The 17,423-nt window shown below is 71.8% G+C and carries 16 protein-coding genes, 1 tRNA gene and 2 pseudogenes; 7 read left to right on the top strand and 12 right to left on the bottom strand.

Annotated elements, in window-relative coordinates:
- Positions 1-26: 26 nt before the first annotated feature.
- Positions 27-323, bottom strand: a complete 297-nt coding sequence (locus AB0H52_RS23020) for a hypothetical protein (protein WP_357949856.1) — start codon at positions 321-323, stop codon at positions 27-29.
- Positions 324-431: 108 nt separating this feature from the next.
- Between AB0H52_RS23020 and AB0H52_RS23015 the strand changes: the two are divergent.
- Both AB0H52_RS23015 and fabG read left to right on the top strand, forming a co-directional pair.
- Positions 432-1,238: pseudogene (locus tag AB0H52_RS23015) on the top strand (trehalose synthase); the annotation flags it as partial.
- A gap of 43 nt (positions 1,239-1,281) precedes the next feature.
- Positions 1,282-2,040 (top strand): 3-oxoacyl-ACP reductase FabG, encoded by a 759-nt coding sequence (gene fabG / locus AB0H52_RS23010; protein WP_151493207.1) that lies wholly within the window; start codon positions 1,282-1,284, stop codon positions 2,038-2,040.
- 8 nt (positions 2,041-2,048) lie between these two features.
- Here fabG and AB0H52_RS23005 read toward each other — a convergent pair whose 3' ends face one another.
- Positions 2,049-2,465, bottom strand: coding sequence for a hypothetical protein (locus AB0H52_RS23005; RefSeq protein ID WP_151493208.1), 417 nt, complete (start codon positions 2,463-2,465; stop codon positions 2,049-2,051).
- Positions 2,458-2,885: pseudogene (locus AB0H52_RS23000) on the bottom strand (hypothetical protein). Before AB0H52_RS23000 ends, AB0H52_RS23005 begins: the two are co-directional and overlap by 8 nt.
- Positions 2,886-3,146: 261 nt before the next feature.
- On the opposite strand from AB0H52_RS23000, the gene AB0H52_RS22995 reads away from it, so the two are divergent.
- Complete coding sequence (locus tag AB0H52_RS22995; RefSeq protein WP_357949853.1) at positions 3,147-4,049, top strand: Gfo/Idh/MocA family oxidoreductase; 903 nt, start codon at positions 3,147-3,149, stop codon at positions 4,047-4,049.
- A 518-nt stretch (positions 4,050-4,567) separates the two neighbouring features.
- Positions 4,568-5,365 carry an ErmE/ErmH/ErmO/ErmR family 23S rRNA (adenine(2058)-N(6))-methyltransferase gene (gene erm, locus AB0H52_RS22990; RefSeq protein WP_357949850.1) on the top strand — a complete coding sequence of 266 codons (798 nt, stop codon included), beginning with the start codon at positions 4,568-4,570 and terminating at the stop codon, positions 5,363-5,365.
- A 9-nt stretch (positions 5,366-5,374) separates the two neighbouring features.
- On the opposite strand, the gene AB0H52_RS22985 is transcribed toward erm, so the two are convergent.
- Positions 5,375-5,566, bottom strand: coding sequence for a DUF2795 domain-containing protein (locus AB0H52_RS22985; protein WP_151492735.1), 192 nt, complete (start codon positions 5,564-5,566; stop codon positions 5,375-5,377).
- Positions 5,567-5,666: 100 nt separating this feature from the next.
- Between AB0H52_RS22985 and AB0H52_RS22980 the strand changes: the two genes are divergently transcribed.
- A complete protein-coding gene (locus AB0H52_RS22980; protein ID WP_357949847.1) occupies positions 5,667-6,923 on the top strand; it encodes an erythromycin esterase family protein in 1,257 nt (418 codons plus the stop codon).
- 105 nt (positions 6,924-7,028) lie between these two features.
- Here AB0H52_RS22980 and AB0H52_RS22975 read toward each other — a convergent pair whose 3' ends face one another.
- From AB0H52_RS22975 to AB0H52_RS22965, 3 genes are all read right to left on the bottom strand, one after another.
- Entirely contained in the window at positions 7,029-9,248 is a 2,220-nt protein-coding gene (locus AB0H52_RS22975; RefSeq protein ID WP_278126685.1) for an MMPL family transporter, read from the bottom strand.
- Entirely contained in the window at positions 9,248-9,835 is a 588-nt protein-coding gene (locus AB0H52_RS22970; RefSeq protein WP_151492738.1) for a TetR/AcrR family transcriptional regulator, read from the bottom strand. Before AB0H52_RS22970 ends, AB0H52_RS22975 begins: the two co-directional genes overlap by 1 nt.
- A gap of 100 nt (positions 9,836-9,935) precedes the next feature.
- Positions 9,936-10,370 carry a helix-turn-helix domain-containing protein gene (locus AB0H52_RS22965; RefSeq protein ID WP_225854795.1) on the bottom strand — a complete coding sequence of 145 codons (435 nt, stop codon included), beginning with the start codon at positions 10,368-10,370 and terminating at the stop codon, positions 9,936-9,938.
- 75 nt (positions 10,371-10,445) lie between these two features.
- Here AB0H52_RS22965 and AB0H52_RS22960 point away from each other — a divergent pair, with 75 nt between their 5' ends.
- Both AB0H52_RS22960 and AB0H52_RS22955 read left to right on the top strand, forming a co-directional pair.
- Positions 10,446-11,963: an MFS transporter gene (locus AB0H52_RS22960; protein ID WP_151492739.1), complete on the top strand. Its 1,518-nt coding sequence runs from the start codon at positions 10,446-10,448 to the stop codon at positions 11,961-11,963.
- A complete protein-coding gene (locus AB0H52_RS22955) occupies positions 11,960-12,919 on the top strand; it encodes an ATP-dependent DNA ligase (RefSeq protein ID WP_151492740.1) in 960 nt (319 codons plus the stop codon). Before AB0H52_RS22960 ends, AB0H52_RS22955 begins: the two co-directional genes overlap by 4 nt.
- A gap of 26 nt (positions 12,920-12,945) precedes the next feature.
- On the opposite strand, the gene AB0H52_RS22950 is transcribed toward AB0H52_RS22955, so the two are convergent.
- The 5 genes from AB0H52_RS22950 to AB0H52_RS22930 all read right to left on the bottom strand — a co-directional run bounded on the left by AB0H52_RS22950 (position 12,946) and on the right by AB0H52_RS22930 (position 17,328).
- Complete coding sequence (locus AB0H52_RS22950; protein ID WP_357949842.1) at positions 12,946-14,289, bottom strand: glycosyl hydrolase family 18 protein; 1,344 nt, start codon at positions 14,287-14,289, stop codon at positions 12,946-12,948.
- Between the two features lie 212 nt (positions 14,290-14,501).
- Positions 14,502-14,576 (bottom strand) — tRNA-Arg (locus AB0H52_RS22945).
- 238 nt (positions 14,577-14,814) lie between these two features.
- Positions 14,815-15,510, bottom strand: a complete 696-nt coding sequence (locus AB0H52_RS22940) for a winged helix-turn-helix domain-containing protein (RefSeq protein ID WP_151490464.1) — start codon at positions 15,508-15,510, stop codon at positions 14,815-14,817.
- Between the two features lie 340 nt (positions 15,511-15,850).
- On the bottom strand, positions 15,851-16,519 hold the full coding sequence (locus tag AB0H52_RS22935; RefSeq protein ID WP_151490463.1) for a DUF305 domain-containing protein: 669 nt from the start codon (positions 16,517-16,519) through the stop codon (positions 15,851-15,853).
- 8 nt (positions 16,520-16,527) lie between these two features.
- The gene (locus tag AB0H52_RS22930; RefSeq protein ID WP_357949837.1) at positions 16,528-17,328 is read right to left on the bottom strand and encodes a DUF3105 domain-containing protein; all 801 of its coding nucleotides are present in this window, start codon (positions 17,326-17,328) and stop codon (positions 16,528-16,530) included.
- Positions 17,329-17,423: the final 95 nt, after the last annotated feature.

Here is a 17,423-nt window from a genome sequence, read left to right as displayed (position 1 = left end):
AACTCATCCACTCGGTCCTATCTGTGCTAGCCGGACTCCACCGGCCTTAACGGAAATTCGACATATTCCGTTACACAGATCTCCCTACAGGCCCGCCGAGCGGCAAAATACGCAGCGAGGCCACCTTCGCGCCGTCTACGGCATCTAACAAACCATGATAAAACCGGACACTCCCAAACAATGCCGCGCGGGAACCGGTCGAACCGGCCGTAGAACTTCAGCAACAGCGCAAAGCCGAGCTGCGTATCGCGGTGCTTTGCCGCGACCAGATCCTGCTCAGCACCGACCAACGTCCAGTGCTCAACCAGGTCCCCAAGACTCATCAAAGGACGTTTCGCAGCCGGAGATCATTCCGACGTCCAGCACCCCCGACAGCCCTCACGCCTAGATCATCTTTTTGGCCCCTGGTGTCGCGGTTCTTGCCAACACCCCAGGACCCGGAGTCGCTGATCGAGGCGCTGCGCGACACCCCGAAGCTTCCGGTCGGCGGGCAGTGGGCCACGTTCCTGCGGAACCACGACGAGATCGACCTGTCCCGGTTGACGACCGAACAGCGCAACCAGGTGTACGCGCAGTTCGGCTCGGACGAGAACATGCGCATCTACGACCGGGGCATCCGCCGCCGGCTGGCCCCGATGCTCGGCAACGACCGGCGGCGCATCGAGTTGGCGTACGCCCTGCAGTTCTCGATGCGGGGCACTCCGGTGCTGCGCTACGGCGAGGAGATCGGGATGGGCGAGGACCTGTCGCTGCCCGGTCGCGAGGCGATCCGTACCCCGATGCAGTGGTCGTACCAGCCGAACGCCGGCTTCTCCACGGCGGAGGATGAGAAGCTGATCCGCCCGGTGATCGACAAGGGTGAGTTCGGCTACCAGAACGTCAACGTCACCGCCCAGCGGAGCGACTCGAAGTCGCTGCTCGCCTGGTTCGAGCGCATGATCCGTACGCTGCGCGAGGCACCGGAGATCGGCTCCGGCTCGACCACCCACATCGACGTGCCGGTGCCGCCCGGCGTGCTGACGCACCGGGCGGACGGGCCGACCGGGACGATGGTCTTCGTGCACAACCTGGGCACCGACGACGTCGAGGTGGACCTGAGCAGTCTTGAGCCGGAGGCCGACCTGCCGATCGACGTGCTCGCCGATCGGGGCTACGGCGAGTTGGGCAAGCTCGGCGCGGTGAAGGTCGCCGGCCACGGATACCGGTGGATTCGCCTATGCCGAGGGTCGGCCTGGTGACGTTAAGCTCCTCCGATCGACCCCACGTTACCCGGAGGTAATCATGTCGGAGGAGCCCCGCGTCGCCATCGTCACCGGAGCCGCACGCGGTATCGGTGCGGCCACCGCCCGACGGCTGGCCGCCGACGGGATGGCCGTCGCCGTGGTCGACATCGAGGAGGCCGCCACCAAGGAGACGGTGGACGCCATCGCCGCCGCCGGCGGCCGGGCGCTGGGTGTGGGCGCCGACGTGTCCGACCGGGAGCAGGTCGAGGCGGCCGTGGAGCGCGTCGCCGCCGACCTGGGCGCGCCCACCGTGCTGGTCAACAACGCCGGTGTGCTCCGCGACAACCTGCTGTTCAAGATGACCAACGCGGACTGGGACACCGTCCTGGGTGTGCACCTGCGCGGCGCGTTCCTGTTCAGCCAGGCCACCCAGAAGCACATGGTGGACCGCAGGTGGGGGCGGATCGTCAACCTGTCCAGCACCTCCGCCCTGGGCAACCGGGGTCAGGCGAACTACGCCGCCGCCAAGGCCGGCCTGCAGGGCTTCACCAAGACGCTCGCCATCGAGCTGGGGCCGTTCGGGGTGACCGCCAACGCGGTCGCACCCGGCTTCATCGTCACCGACATGACCGCGGCCACCGCCGCCCGCATGAAGGTCGACTTCGAGGACCTCCAGAAGCACGCCGCCGCCGAGATCCCGGTACGCCGACCGGGCCGGCCGGAGGACGTCGCGCACACCATCTCGTTCCTGGTGAGCGAGGGGGCGGGCTTCGTCTCCGGTCAGGTCATCTACGTCGCCGGTGGCCCGCGGGGCTGACCGAGGGGTCAGGCGTGGTCGTGGCGGGTGCGCCACAACCAGAGCAGGCCGAGCACCGGCAGCACCAGCGGAATGTAGCCGTACCCGCTGCCGAACTGCGACCAGACCGTCTCGTCGGGGAACAGCTCCCGGTCGACCACGCTCAGGACGCCGACCGCGACCACGCCGACCAGCTCCACCGAACAGCAGGCCAAGGCCACCCGCCGGCCGGTGTGCCCGGCCCGGGCCAGCCCCACCGCCGCCACGATGTAGATGAGCGCGGCCAGCGCGGAGAGCAGGTACGCCACCGGCGCCTCGTCGAACTTGGTGGCGATCTGCAGGCCCGCCCGACTCGTCGCCGCGATGGCGAAGAGCAGGTAGACGGCGATCAGCAGTCGACCCGGCCCGGAGTTCGTACGCCGCCGCGCCGGTCCCGCCTCAACCACCGAGCACCTCCCAGGTCTGCTGCAACCGGACCACCACCACCGGAGTCACCAGGCAGACCGCGCACACGATCGCCGAGCCCCAGCGGGTCGGCTCCATCCGGGCCAGCACCCAGGCCAGCGGCGGCAGGCAGATCAGCGTGACCAGGTAGCCGAAGAATGCGCCCGGCTCGCCGGGACGATCCCCGCCGCCCACCGCCACCAGCGCCAGGACGCTCAGCACGAGCAACGCCACTTCCAGTACGGCCAGACCGACGACCTGCACCCGGTCCGGCGGCCGATGGCGTACCGCCGCCACCAGCGCCCACACCGCCACGAGCAGCGACAGCACGATCGGCACGGTCGCGACGATCCCGTCCACCGGCGAATCGGTGCCCACGCTGGTCACCGGACCCACCCGGTCGTTGCCTCGGTCACCGGCACAGCCTACTAACCGCTGTAGTAACCGGGTCACGCTGCCTCGCCCGCGCCGTGCCCGCGCGCCCCGCGGCGCCCCGGTGTCCCGCCTCAAGATCGTGCTCGATCCAGGAAACAGGGCCTTCGATGCGTGGACGAGGGCACTCGATCCAGGTTCGAGCGCGATCATGCGAGGTTGGCGACCCGCCGCCGGTGTGACCAGCGGGGCGACTAGCGTGGATCACGTCCGTGGCGTTGCCGCGGTGCGGGGAAAAAGCGGAGGTACACGTGCTGCGGTTCGGTTTGTTCGGCACCGGTCACTGGGCGATCGAGACCCACGGGAAGGCGTTGCACGCCCACCCGGACGCGGAACTGGTCGGCGTGTGGGGGCGCAACCCGGAGCGGGCCTCCGCGCTGGCCGAGCGGTACGGGGTGCCCGCGTACGCCGACGTCGACGCGCTGATCGAGCAGTGTGCGGCGGTGGCCGTGGCGCTGCCGCCGGACATCCAGGCCGACATCGCCGTGCGGGCCGCGTCCGCAGGCCGGCACCTGCTGCTGGACAAGCCGCTGGCGCTCAGCGTCGCCGACGCCGACCGGGTGGTCGCCGCCGCCGAGGCGTCCGGGGTCGCCTCGGTGGTCTTCTTCACGCAGCGGTTCCAGCCGAACGTCACCGCGTTCCTCGCCGCCACCTCCGCCGCCGGGGGTTGGCAGCACGGGCGGACCACCGCCTTCGCGTCGATCTTCCAGGACGGCAGCCCGTACGGCGGTTCGTTGTGGCGTCGGGAGCACGGCGCGCTCTGGGACATCGCCCCGCACGCGCTCTCCATCCTGCTGCCGGTGCTGGGGCGGGTGACCCGGGTGGCGGCGATGGACGGACCGAGCGGCATGGTCCACCTGCTGCTCACCCACGAGGGCGGTGCCACCAGCGCCGCCTCGCTCTCCCTGGACGCGCCGCAGGAGTCGATGACCCGCGAGTTCGTGTTCTACGGCGAGAACGGCATCGAGACCGTCCCGTACGGCGAGAACGACGCGGCCACGGCGTTCGGTGTCGCGATCGACCAACTCGCCGAGCAGGTACGCGCCGGCACCCGCGACCACCGCTGCGACGTCCGCTTCGGCCGCGAGGTGGTCACCATCATCGCCGCCGCCGAAACCGCCCGCACCGAATCCCGAACCGTCCCCCTCCCGTAACCCCGAACCCCCCACCCACCCACCGTGGTGATCAAGAGGTTTGCGTCACGACACGCCGTGCCGCATGACGCACACCTCTTGATCACCGAGGCAGAGCGGGCCGAGGCAGTGCGGGCCGAGGCAGTGCGGGGTGGGGCAGTGCGGGGTGGGTGAGGAAATGGGTGGGGTGGGGGTTTGGGGGTCGGTAGGGTGGGGGGCATGTTCACGCATGCCCTGATCGAGGGGGCCGGTGCGCCGGCCGCCTGGGGTGCCCTGCTGGTGTCCCGTCCGCGAGTCCGGCGTCCGGCCCTGGCCGGCTGGGACGCATTCCGCCGCTGATCGGTTCACCTTCGCGGTGACGTTGGGGCGTCGCCCCACCATCGCTGATCGTCTGCAACGGCACGAGGCTGTCGCCTCGTCGTCTCGCGTACCCGCGCCATCGTCCAGGGCCGTCCGAGTCCCGATCCACTCGGACAGGCCCGGAATCCCGGCTGCCTGTCCAGCCCGTCGCCGAGCGGCGACAGACAGGACGACGACCCGTGGCGCCCCGCAACCTCCGACCGACCGAACGCGACCGGTCCCGTCGCGTACTCAGCCAGAACTTCCTCACCGACCGGGCCGCCGTGGCCCGGCTGGTCCGCGTCGCCGACCCCGACCCGGCCGGGCTCCTGCTGGAGGTCGGCGCCGGCCGCGGCCAGCTGACCCGGCCGCTCGCCGCCCGCGGCGGGCGACTCACGGCGTACGAGGTGGACCCGGCCGCCAACCGGGAACTGGCCGCCGTCTGTGCGGCCCTGCCCAACGTCGAGCATCGGCAGGCCGACTTCCTCGCCGCGGAACCTCCACCGGAGCCGTTCGCGGTGGTCGGCAACATCCCGTGGTCGCTGACCGCCGCCGTGGTGCGCTGGTGCCTGGCCGCGCCCCGGCTGCGTTCGGCGACCCTGCTCACCCAACTGGAGTACGCCCGTCGGCGCAGCGGCGACTACGGCCGGTGGACCCGGCTCACCGTGCAGACCTGGCCGGAGGTCGAGTGGCGGTTGGCGGGGCGGGTGCCGCGTACCGCATTCCGGCCGGTGCCGGCGGTCGACGCCGGGATCCTGCGCATCGAGCGGCGCCCGGAGCCGCTGCTGTCGGCGGCGGCGCTGCCGGCGTACCAAAGGCTCGTGGGGTGGGGTTTCGAGGGCGTCGGCGGTTCCCTCGCCGCGAGCCTGCGCCGGCACCACCCGCCGGCCCGGGTCGCGGCCGCCCTGCGGGCGACGCGGATCGCGGCGGACACCCCGGTGGGGTACGTCTGGCCGGAACAGTGGTTGGTGCTGTTCCGGCTGCTGCACGCGCGGTGAACCGGGCCGTCAGGCGAGGGTGGTCAGCGCGGCGTTCAGCTCGTCCGGTGAGTCGAACTGCTCCGCCGGCAACGCCTGCAACATCTGCAACATGGCCGTGCTGGCCCCGTTCTCCTGACCCCAGCGGACCAGGTCCTCGCGGGAGACCGGGTAGTCGAGCCCGGCCAGGTACTCCTGCAACTGCACCCCGGTGACCGTCATGCCGGCCGGCTACCCGCTCGCCGCACCCGTACACCGGTCCGGCGTGTCGGCGGGCGGCGCGCCGACGGTTTGTCGGCGCGGCCGCCGGGTAGCCGCTGGCATGCTGGTTCAGCGGCTCGGCGCACCGAGCGACTTTGATCCGTTGCTGGAGCGCGCCCGGGACGCCCGGGTGGTGATGATCGGCGAGTCGACGCACGGCAGCTACGACTACTACCGGCTGCGCGAGCAGCTCACCCGTCGGCTCATCGCGGAGTGCGGCTTCTCGTTCGTGGCGGTGGAGGGCGACTGGCCGGACTGCGACCGGGTGCACCGCTCGGTCACCGGCGCGCCGGGCGGTGCCCTCGATCCGCAGACGGCGTTGGAGCACTTCGAGCGGTGGCCGACCTGGATGTGGGCGAACGCCGAGGTGGCCCGGTTCTGCCGCTGGCTGCGGGCGTGGAACCTGGAGCGGCCGGACGGTCAACGAGCCGGGTTCCACGGTCTCGACGTGTACAGCCTGTGGGAGTCCATGCAGGCGATCTTCGACTATCTGGGCGAGGAGGATCCGACCTCGTTGGAGGCGGCGCAGGACGCGTACCGGTGCTTCGAGCCGTACGGCAAGCGGGTCGAGGAGTACGGCGCGGCCAGCCGGTTCGTGTCGGCCCGCTGTGAGGAGGAGGTCGTCCGGCTGTTGGCCCGTACCCGGGAACAGGCCATGTCGGACGGCCCGGACCGCTTCTCGGCCTGGCAGAACGCGGAGGTGGTGGCCGGCGCGGAGCGCTACTACCGGGCGATGGTGGCCGGTGGCCCTGATTCGTGGAACATCCGGGACACGCACATGCAGGACACGCTGGACCGGCTGCTGGATCGGTACGGCCCGGACGCCCGCGGGATCGTCTGGGCGCACAACACGCACGTGGGGGACGCGCGGGCCACCGACATGGCCGCCGACGGGATGGTCAACATTGGTCAGTTGGCCCGGGAGCGGTACGGCGACGACGCGGTGACGCTTGTCGGCTTCGGCAGCTACCGGGGCACGGCGATCGCCGCGCCCCGGTGGGGCTCGCCGTCCGAGGCGATGGTCGTGCCGCCGGCCCGGGAGGGCTCGGTGGAGCGCAGGCTGCACGAGTTGATGCCGGAGCGGGCGGTGCTGGTCTTCGGCGGCGACGATCAGCCGGAGTGGGTCACCGGAACGGCGGACCACCGGGCGATCGGGGTGGTCTACGACCCGTCGTTCGAGTCCTGGGGCAACTACGTGCCCACCCGCCTCGGCGAACGCTACGACGCCTTCATCTGGTGCGACGAGACGGCGGCCCTGCACCCGCTGCAGGTCCCGGCGGTCCCCGGCGAGATGGAGACGTACCCGGCCGGAGTCTGAGCGGCCCGACCCGCGTCGATCATGGAGTTGTGGTGCTGGACGAAGGCCCCGGATCGGGGCACAACAGGCACCACAACTCCATGATCGACCGCGAAGGGCGAGGGGTTAGACCCGGGTTGGGGTGCGGTCCTGCAGATGGGTGCGGAGGCCTTCGCCTTCGATGTCGACGTTCGGCAGGGCGCGGGACAGCCAGTTCGGCAGCCACCAGGCGCGCGAGCCGAGCAGGGACATCACCGCGGGGACGATCGTCATCCGGACCACGAAGGCGTCGATGGCCACGCCGACGGCGAGCGCGAAGCCCATCGACTTGATCACCGGGTCCTCCAGGAAGACGAAGCCCCCGAAGACCGACATCATGATCAGCGCGGCGGCGGTGACCACCCGGGCGCCGTGCCCCATGCCGCTGATGGTGGCCTGCTGGGCGGTCTCACCGTGGACGAAGTCCTCCCGCATCCGGGACACCAGGAACACCTCGTAGTCCATCGCGAGGCCGAACAGGATGCCGATGAGCAGGATGGGCAGGAAGCTGATCAGCGGGCTGGGCGTGTCCAGGCCGACCAGGTCGGCGAGGTGGCCCTGCTGGAAGACCGCCACCGTGATGCCGAACGTGGCGGCGACGGTGAGCAGGAAGCCCAGCGCGGCCTTGACCGGCACCAGCAGGGAACGGAACACCAGCATCAGCAGCAGCACGGAGAGCCCGACGACGAGCAGCAGATAGACCGGCAGGGCGTCGGAGAGCTTCTCGGAGACGTCGATGCCGATCGCCGTGGCACCGGTGAGCAGCACGTCGGCGTTCCGGATTCCGCCCACCGAGTCGCGGACGTCGTGCACCAGGGTCTCGGTCGCCTCGTCGGTCGGGCCGGTCTTCGGCACCACCCCGAGCAGCGCGGTGCGGCCGTCCGGGCTGAGCTGCGGCGGTGCCACCGCCAGGACGTTCTCGGTGCGCTGGAGCAGGGCGGTGACCTGCGGTACGGCGGCCGACGTGGCCTGCGGCGTATCACCGGCGACGACCACCGCGAGCCGGCCGGTGAAGCCCGGACCGAAGCCCTCGGTGATCAGGTCACTCGACACCCGGGCCGGCGAGCCGACGGCGGCCGTCGAGGCGTCCGGCAGGGCCAGCCGCATGTCCGGCGTGGGCAGCGCGAGCAGGCCCAGGCCGAGCAGGCCGACCAGGATGACGGGTACGCGGAACCGGGTCACGAACCGGGCCCAGCGGAAGCCGAACCCGGACTTGTCCTCGGCCGGTGCGGTGCCGACGTCCGCTCGGTCGCCCGACGGGGCGTCGGCGGCGATCGTGCCGTCGGTGGGGAGCGCGCGCAGCCGGCGGGGGAGCACCCGACGGCCGGCGAAGCCGAGCAGCGCCGGCTGGAGGGTGATGGCGACGAGGACGGCGACGGTGACCGTGCCGGCCGCCGCGAGACCCATCACGGTGAGGAACGGGATGTCCACCACGGCCAGTCCGGCCAGCGCGATGACCACGGTCGCGCCGGCGAAGACCACGGCGGAGCCGGCGGTACCGACCGCCCGGCCGACCGCCTCCTCCGGCGGCAGGCCGTCGAGCAGGTTCTGCCGGTGCCGGGAGGTGATGAACAGCGAGTAGTCGATGCCGACGGCGAGGCCGAGCATCAGTGCCAGGATTGGCGCGGTGCTGGTCAGTTGGACGACACCGCTGAGCGCGAACAGGCCGGCCATGCCGGCGCCCACGCCGATCAGCGCGTTGAGCATGGTCATCCCGGCGGCCACCAGCGACCCGAAGGTGATGATCAGGACGATCGCGGCGACCAGGACGCCGAGCGCCTCGGTGGAGCCCACCTCGGGCTCACCGCCCAGCACCTCACCGCCCGGGGCGACCTGCCAGCCCTGCGCCTCGACCGACGAGCCGACCTTTTCGTACGCGGCCTTCTGGTCGTCGGTGACCTCGTCCGCGCCGGTGGCGAACTGGACCTGGACCAGCGCGTACCGCCCGTTGGGCGAGACCGCGCCGACCTGGAACGGGTCGACGGCGCCGACCACGCCGGGCAGCGTCGACGCCTGCTGGACGAGCCCCCGCACCACGGCCTGGCCCTCGGGGCTGGCCAGCTGGCCGTCCGCCGGCGCCTTGACCGCGATGGTGCCGGTGGCGCCACTGGCCGCGGGGAACTGCTCCGCCAGCAGGTCGAGCGCACGCTGGCTCTCGGTGCCCGGCATGGTGAAGTTGCTCGCCGTCGGGCCGCGCAGGGTCGCCGCGGCGATGCCGGCGCCAACGAGTACGACGAGCCAGAGCGCGACGACGAGCCGTCGCCGGCGCAACGCGCCCCGGCCGAGCCGGTAGAGCAGGGTGGCCATCAGGAGTCCTTGTCCTCGGTCGTGGGTGGTTGGGGCAGGGGTGCGTCGACGGGTTCGACGGCCCGCCGGACGAGGGTGAGCAGGGCGGGGCGCAACTCGTCGTCGGGGATGTCGACGAACTCGGCGCACGCCTCGGAGATGCCGGCGAGGAGCACCAGCGCGGCGATCCGGGCGGCCGGCCGGTCGGAGTGGCCGGCCAAGGCGTCGCGCAGCCGGTCGGAGATCTGCTGGATGTGCGCGAAGGCCGGCTGGCACAGCAGCTCGGGGAACTCGCCGCGGAGGACCGCGATCTCCCGCCGGAACCGGACCGCGAGGTCGACGAAGCCCTGCGCCGCGACCTCCTGGGCGGCCGTGCCGGTCAGGCCGGTGAGCTGGTCGTCGAGGTCGCGCAGCACCCCGATCGCCGGAGCCATCAGCTCGGCGAGCAGGGCCTCCTTGTTGGCGAAGTGGTAGAGCACGGTGGCCTTGGAGCAGCCGACCTCGCCCGCGATGTCCTGCAACGAGGTGCCCCGGTAGCCGGTCACCGCGAACCGTCGGGCCGCCGCGGCGAGGATCTCGCCGTGCGTCTCGGACACCGCTCTGGCCATCACTGGTCCACCTCCGCAGGCCAGCATGCCTGACCGATCGGTCAGAGCCTGACCGATCGGTCAGACGAACGTGGTGGCGTTCACCACAACGCGGCCTGGCTCAGCCCGCGTGCTCGGCGTCGTACCTGGTCCGCGCCGCGGCGATGGTCCGGCGGTGCCGCTCGGCCCAGCTGGTCAGCGCCACCAGCGACTCGTACAGCTCCAGTGCCATCGGCGTGGCCGTGTACTCCACCTTCGGCGGGACGGTCGGGTAGACCGTGCGGTGCAGCAGGCCGTCACGCTCCAGGTTGCGCAGCGTCAGCGTGAGCATCCGGCGACTGATGCCCTCGATGTGCCGCTCCAGCTCGGTGAAGCGCACCGGGCCGTTCGACGCGGCCACCAGGATGCCGATGCTCCACTTGCCGCCGACCCGGTCGAGCACCTCGCGGACGGTGCACGCCCGAGCCTGCCCGGGGGTGAACGGCACGGTCCCGGCCGCGCAGGTGAACTCCGCCTCGACCTGCGCGGACACATCGCTGTTCCTCTGGGACATCACAGTGCCTCCTTCCGCTCCGGCTCATGGTCACAGACGATGACGTCAGTAACAAAGCGTGCACCAAGGAGGCATGTGATGGACCGTACCGTCCCGGCCCGCTGGCCGGCCCTGCTCGTGCTCTGCGCCGGCAGCCTGATGATCATCCTGGACGGCAGCGTCGTCTCGGTGGCGCTGCCCGCCGTCCAACGCGACCTGGGCTTCACCGGCGCCGGCCTGGCCTGGGTGGTCAACGCCTACCTGGTCGCGTTCGGCGGGCTGCTGCTGCTCGCCGGACGCCTCGGCGACCTGCTCGGCCGGCGCCGGGTCTTCCTGGCCGGCGTCGTGCTGTTCACCCTGGCCTCGCTGGCCTGCGCGACCGCCACCGGGCCGGCCCTGCTCGTCGGCGCGCGCTTCGGCCAGGGCGTCGGCGGCGCGCTCGCCATGGCGGTCAGCCTCGGCATGATCGTCCGGCTCTATCCCGAGTCGGTCGAGCGGGCCCGCGCCATCGCCGTGTTCAGCTTCACCGGAGCGGCCGGCGCCACGATCGGCACGGTGGCCGGCGGGGTGCTCACCGAGCTGGCCGGTTGGCGTTCGATCTTCCTGGTGAACCTGCCGATCGGGGCGGCGATCCTGCTCGCCGCCGTCCGCCAACTCCCCGCCGAACGGGGCATCGGCCTGCGGGCCGGCCTCGACGTGCCCGGCGCCCTGCTGGCCACCGCCGGCCTGATGGCAGCCGTGCTGGGCATCGTGGGGACCGGTGAGCACGGCTGGACCAGCCCGCGGACCCTCGGCGCGGCGGCGCTCGCGGCGCTGCTGCTCGCCGGCTTCGCCGTACGCCAGCGGGTGGCGGCCACGCCGCTGCTGCCGGGCCGGGTGCTGCGCGTCCCGGGTCTGGTCGCGGCCAACGCCGTGCAGTTCCTCATGGTGGCCGCGTACTTCGGCTTCCAGTTCCTGCTCGCCGTGGAGCTGCAACTGGTGCTCGGGCTGGACGCGGCGGCCACCGGCTGGGCGTTCCTGCCCACCCCGGTGGTGATCGCGGTGGTGTCGCTCGGCCTGGCGGGTCGGCTGATCGCCCGGTGGGGCGCCCGGACCGTGCTGCTGGCCGGGCTCGCTCTGGCGATCGTCGGCTTCCTGCTGCTCGCCCGGCTGCCCGCCGACGGCGGCTACCTCGCCGACGTGCTCCCCGCGATGGTGATCTTCGGCGTGGCCGGCGGCCTGACGCTGCCGGCGGTCACCACGCTGGCCATGGTCGGCGCGACCGACGCCGACGCCGGGCTCGCGTCCGGGCTGGCCAACACCACCCAGCAGGTCGGCGGGGCGGTCGGACTGGCCGCGCTGGCCACCCTCGCCGCCGCCCGCGCCGACGTCCTGCGGGCCGGCGGGTCCGCCCAGTCCGAGGCGCTGGCCGCCGGCTACCGGGTCGCGTTCGCCGTGGCCGCCGTCCTGGTGCTCGCCGCGTTGCTGACAGCCCTGACCACGCTGCCCCGGCGCCCGGCCGGCCCGCTGCCCGACGCCGATGCGCCGGCCGGCGACGGCGGCCAGCCGAACCGGCCCGTGTCGAAGCGCCGCGTCCGGTTGACCGACGACGCCGAGGCCGGGAGGGTGATCGGGTGAGCGAGGCCGACGAGACCCGCGACGGGGTGGCCCTGACCAACCTGGACCAGCCCCTGTCCGACATCACCGACGCGACCAAGCGCGACCTGGTCGACTACCTGGACGCGGTCGGCGACCGGCTCCTGCCCCAGCTGCGGGACCGGCCGCTGTCGGTGATCCGGGTCCGCCCGGGCCAACCGCCCTTCATGCAGAAGAACCTTCCCCGGTACACACCCGACTGGGTACGCCGGGCGCCGGTCTGGGCCGAGGCGTCCCACCGCGAGATCTCGTACGCCCTCTGCGACGACCGGCGCACCCTGCTCTGGTTCGCCAACCAGCGGGCGGTGGAGTACCACCCGACGCTGGCCACCGTCGCCGACCTGCACCGCCCGACCCACCTGGTGCTCGACCTCGACCCGCCGGAGGGCGACGGATTCGCCGCGGCCGTCGCCGCCGCGCTGCTCGTCCGCCAGGCCCTCGCCGGCGCCGGCCTGGCCGGGGCGGTGAAGACCAGCGGGGCCAAGGGCGTGCACGTCTTCGTCCCGGTGACGGGCGACCCCACCGCCGAGGAACTGGCCGCCGCCACCCGGGCGCTCGCCGCTCGTGCCGAGCGGATCGACCCCGCGTTGGCCACCACCGCATACATCAAGGAGGACCGGGGCGGCCGGGTGTTCGTGGACGCCACCCGGGCCGGCGGCGCGACCGTGGCCGCCACGTACAGCCCACGGCTACGCCCCGGGATGCCGGTCTCCTTCCCGGTCGACTGGGCCGACCTGACCGAGGTCACCCCGGCCGACTTCACCATCCGGACGGTGCCGTCGCTGGTGGCCGACACCGACCCGTGGGCCGCCGCGATGCCGGCCCCGCAGCCGCTCCCCGCCGACCTGGTCGCCGAGGGCCGGACCATCCCGGTCGCCCGGGTGCAGGCCATGCACGAGGGCAAGCGCCGGGCCCGCGCCCGCCGGGAAGCCGGCTGACGGTACGCCCGGCGCCTGCCCCCCGCTCAGCGTCCCTGCAGACGCTTCACGGTGTCGCCGAACGTCCAGCCTTTCGACCCGTCCCAGTTCGCCGACCAGGTCATCAGGCCCTTGAGACCGGGCACGCTGTTCCACGCCTGGGTGACCAGCGACGTCGACAGGTAACCGCCACCCGCGCCGACCTGCGCGGGCAGGCCCGGAACCTGCTTGTCGTACGGCACGCGGATCGTGGTGCCCTGGATGGTCAGGCCGTTGTTCAGGCACTGCGTCTGCACCGTGAAGCCCTGCACGGTGCCAGCGGGGTACGAGTCGCCCGCGCAGCCGTACATGCTGCCGTTGTAGTACTGCATGTTCAGCCACCAGAGCCGGCCGTTGTCCACGTACTTCTTGATGATCGGCAGGTACGAGCCCCAGATCGAGCCGTAGACCACGCTGCCGCCGGTGACGTAGGCCGTCTCCGGTGCCATGGTCAGTCCGAAGTTCGACGGCATCCGGGCCAGCACTCCGTCGATGATCCGGATCAGGTTCGCCTGCGACGTGGACAGGGTGTTGATGTTGCCGCTACCCGTCAGCCCGGTCTCGATGTCGATGTCGATGCCGTCGAAGTGGTAGGCCGTCAGGATCGGCACGATCGTCGCGATGAACCGGTCGGCGACCGCGCTGGAACTCAGGTCGATGCCCGCGGCGGCTCCGCCGATCGACATCAGAATGGTCGCGCCGGCCGCCTTGGCCTGGCACATCTCGGTCGGGGTGGCGACCTTCACGCCAGCGTCCATGCCGTTTTCCCAGAGCACCGTGCCGTCCGCGCGGATCACCGGGAAGGCCGCGTTGATCACGTTGTAGCCATGCTGGCTGAGCCGGCTGTCGGTGATCGGGATCCAGCCGAGGCCGGGGTGCACGCCGTTGGAGGCGCCGTCCCAGTTCTCCCAGTAACCCTGCAGCACCTTGCCGGCGGGCCGCGACTTCACCGCGCAGGTGCCACCCGTCGGCGGAGGCGTGGTGGGTGGTGGGGTGGTCGGTGGCGGCGTGGTGGGCGGCGGCGTGGTCGGAGGTGGTGGGGTGGTCGGTGGCGGGGTGCCTCCCGAGCACGCGCCCAGGTCACGCCACAGCGACGGGGTCGCGGCCGGGTTCCAGCCGGTGCCGGGGTACGCGGTGTGGGTGACCAGAGCCTGGTAGAGCCGGCCGCTGTAGGTGACCTGGGCACCCGCCTGGTAGGTGTTGCCCTCGGCCCAGCCCGGCGCGGTGCAGGCGACCATCGGTGCGACGTCGGCCGAGGACACGGCGGCCATGCTGCTGGGAACGAAGGCGACGGCGGCCGCGACGGTCATCGCCGCCCCGGCCACCACTGCGAAAATCCGACGGCTTCTCATGCTCACTCCCCAGGCTTCGACGTCCCGCGACCTCCACATATTGACGTTCGTGAAGTTTAATATCAAGGGTTGTTAACAGATCCGGGGCAGTCGGGGTGACCGCGCCGCCTCGACCTGGACATCCGCCATCGGACCGCCGAGGGTCCGGGCGCAGAGAAAAGGCCCCTGACCGAATGTCACCCGGTCAAGGGCCTTACCGTGCTGCTGAGCTCTGGTGCCCCCGGCAGGATTCGAACCTGCGCCCCCGCCTCCGGAGGGCGGTGCTCTATCCCCTGAGCTACGGGGGCTCAGCGACTGGAGAAGACTAGCAAACCTCCTCCAGGAACACCGAATCGGTATCGGTGCCCCGATCGTGTCGCAGGCCCTGTGCGGATCGCGATCTCAAGATCCGCACAACGTCGGGAAGGTGCTGCCCCGTCGCGGCGCTTTCCCTGTTCCTACGCGGATCCTGGCCGGCCGCCGTCGTGCGGGTCCGGCTGGCGCGGGAGTTGGCCGGTGGCCGGCGGCCATGGTCCGGACGGTTGATCAGGCGGCGGCGATCACTCGGCCGCAGCTGGGCAGCGGGTGCAGGACGATCCGTCGCGGGAGCCGGCGCGGCCACTCGTTGCGCGGCCAGGAGCCGTCCACGATCAGGTGCACGGTGCGCTCCTCCGTGCCGCTGAGCCGCAGCACGAAGTCGCGGGGGAGCGGCGGGTCGACCGTCGGTGTGGTGATCATGAAGCGCACCCGACCTCGGGACGAGACGGCGGAGATCACGTCGGCCGCCGGCATGGTGCCGCGCAGGCGTACCCGGCCGATCCAGTAGACCTCGGCGAGGTGCTCCTGGGCGGCGCGGGTGATCGCCGGGTACTCGCTGCGTACCCAGCGCTCGACCGCGCTGACGCAGAGCCCGCAGGCGCGCTCGCGCGGCTCGCGCGGACCCAACCCCCAGGCCCGCAGGTACGCCCCGACCGCGCCGGAGTCCAGCGGCAGGTCGAAGCGGCGCTGGATGAGCGTGGTGAGGCTCTGCCGCGTCCACAACTCCTCGTCCAGGCCGAACTCGTCGGGGTGGACGCCCCGCAGCACGTCGATCAGTTCAAGTTCCTGTTCGCGGCTGAGCAATCCCGGCTCGCCCTGCCGCTGTCCGCGACGGACGGCTGCCACCGCCCCGTCACCGCCGATGGTGTGGCGCCGGCACCAACTGGTGACCGAACGCCGTGCGTCTCTGAGTGCAACCCCCACGTCTTGGGCAACGAGCCCGAATCGCAACTGGTCACGATATGTGGGGAGAAAACTCTCTAAGCAACGTAATCGCCTGTCCCTCGCAAAACGCCCACAAGGGGCATCTGCGCGGCGTACGGGGCTGGGGCCTGCGGATATGCATGCTGATCGACTCGGGTTCCTGGAAAACGGGGTGTCGACGCGCCCGGGACACCCCGGCTTCCAGGAACCCGAGTCGATCACCGGGCCCGGGCCCTCGGGCAGGACGCGGGGTCGCGGCCCGCGCCCCGGGACAGGATGCGGGCCCGCGGCCCGCCGGTGTGCGGCGGTGACGCGGGCCCGGTGTGGCCCGTGCGAGGGATCAGCCCTTGGCCTGCGCCTGGAGCTGCCGCAGGTTGTTCAGTTCGGATTGCTGGGTGGCCTTCATGGTCTCCGCCACCCGTACGACCTCCGCGTTGTCGGTCTCCCCGAGCGCCGCGTCGATCATGTGGATGCCGCCCAGGTGGTGGGCGTACATCAGGGTCAGGAACTGGCGGTCGACCTCGATGCCCTTGGCGTCGCGCAGGGCGGCCATCTGCTGCGGCGTGGCCATCCCTGGCATCAGCCCGTCCTTGACGGTGGCGCCGTCGGACATCCACGACATCGGCGGCTTCGAGCCGGTCGGGCTCAGCCCCCATTCGCGCAGCCAGGTCTGCATGGCGCCGATCTCGCCCTGCTGGCCGGTGGCGATGTCGACGGCGATCTGGCGGACCTCGGGCAGCGTGGCCGACCGGTACGCGATCAGGCTCATCTCCACCGCCTGCGCGTGGTGGGTCGTCATGTCCCGCGCGAAGCCCGCCTCGACCGAGGCGTCACCGGGTCGGGTGAGCCGGGGGGTGAGCAGACCGCCGGCGTACCCGAGCAGCAACCCCACCACCAGCAGGGCGGCCAGCGCGAGCACCCCGTAACGCCGCGCCGGTGCCCGGCCGCCCTCGTGCGGGGCGGGCTGGGTCTCGTCGTACTCGGTGTCGGTGGTGGTGGGGGCTGTCATCGGCGTCCTTACTGGGTGGGCGGCTGCTGCTGAAGCTCACGCGGCGTGGTGCCGGTGGCGGTGACCCCCTGGTTGCACAGCGCCGTCGGGCCCTCGACCGAGGCGTTCACCCGCAGGTCCTTGATGAACTCGTCGATCCGCTTGTCGTCGGCGTTGTCGACCTTCAGCTGGTAGCCCCACGCCTGCAGCGAGATCGGCTTGTCCAGGCCCTCGTACGGGCTCATCAGCATCTTCTCAACGCCGCGCACCTTGCCGGCGAGCTTGTCGACCTGGTCCTTCGGCAGGTCCGGGCGGTAGGTGATCCACACCGCGCCGTGCTCCAGGCTGTGCACGGCGTGCTCGCTGGCGATCGGGGCGTCGTACACGTCGCCCATGCAGTTCTGCCAGGCGGCGTTGTGCACCCCACCCACCGGCGGCGAGTACTTGTAGGTCAGCGGGCCCGACTTGTGCGACTCGTAGTCGAGGCTCGTCTTGTCGGTCTTGCGGATGTTGACGATGCCGTCGATGGCGTTGGCCTTCTTGTCCCACGGCTTGGAGCCCTGGAACGACGCCCAGGCGCCGTACCCGATGATGCCGGCCGCGAGCACGCCGACGGCGACGAAGAGCGCGATCGGGCCCCAGGCCCGGCCCTGGCTCACCTTGACCGGGGTGACCGGCTTGCGGGGGCCCTTGCCACCCGCCCGGGGCGTGCCCGCCGGCTTGCCGGAACCGGCCTTGGCGCCGGACGCCGGCCGGCCCGCGGCCGGCTTCTTGCCGGTGCTGACCACGGTCGGGCGGCGTTCAGGGCCACCCGGGGTGCTGATGCTCATCGTGCCTCGTCAAGTCGGTCGGTCAGGGGGAGTGGCGGGCCGGATGACGCGCAGGGTAGCCGCCGAGTGCCCGAGTCTACCCCCGATAACATGGC

Source organism: Micromonospora sp. NPDC050695 (assembly GCF_040654415.1).
Lineage (GTDB): Bacteria > Actinomycetota > Actinomycetes > Mycobacteriales > Micromonosporaceae > Micromonospora.
This window is presented reverse-complemented; position numbering and strand designations above follow the sequence as displayed.

What these genes read in the sequence shown, in the direction of transcription:
- AB0H52_RS22975 (WP_278126685.1), bottom strand. Translation starts at nt 9,248, where the DNA reads ATGGCCACCCTGCTCTACCGGCTCGGCCGGGGCGCGTTGCGCCGGCGA.
- AB0H52_RS22935 (WP_151490463.1), bottom strand. Translation starts at nt 16,519, where the DNA reads ATGACAGCCCCCACCACCACCGACACCGAGTACGACGAGACCCAGCCC.
- AB0H52_RS22970 (WP_151492738.1), bottom strand. Translation starts at nt 9,835, where the DNA reads ATGGCCAGAGCGGTGTCCGAGACGCACGGCGAGATCCTCGCCGCGGCG.
- AB0H52_RS23020 (WP_357949856.1), bottom strand. Translation starts at nt 323, where the DNA reads ATGAGTCTTGGGGACCTGGTTGAGCACTGGACGTTGGTCGGTGCTGAG.
- AB0H52_RS22960 (WP_151492739.1), top strand. Translation starts at nt 10,446, where the DNA reads ATGGACCGTACCGTCCCGGCCCGCTGGCCGGCCCTGCTCGTGCTCTGC.
- AB0H52_RS22930 (WP_357949837.1), bottom strand. Translation starts at nt 17,328, where the DNA reads ATGAGCATCAGCACCCCGGGTGGCCCTGAACGCCGCCCGACCGTGGTC.
- AB0H52_RS22950 (WP_357949842.1), bottom strand. Translation starts at nt 14,289, where the DNA reads ATGAGAAGCCGTCGGATTTTCGCAGTGGTGGCCGGGGCGGCGATGACC.
- fabG (WP_151493207.1), top strand. Translation starts at nt 1,282, where the DNA reads ATGTCGGAGGAGCCCCGCGTCGCCATCGTCACCGGAGCCGCACGCGGT.
- AB0H52_RS22985 (WP_151492735.1), bottom strand. Translation starts at nt 5,566, where the DNA reads ATGACGGTCACCGGGGTGCAGTTGCAGGAGTACCTGGCCGGGCTCGAC.
- AB0H52_RS22980 (WP_357949847.1), top strand. Translation starts at nt 5,667, where the DNA reads ATGCTGGTTCAGCGGCTCGGCGCACCGAGCGACTTTGATCCGTTGCTG.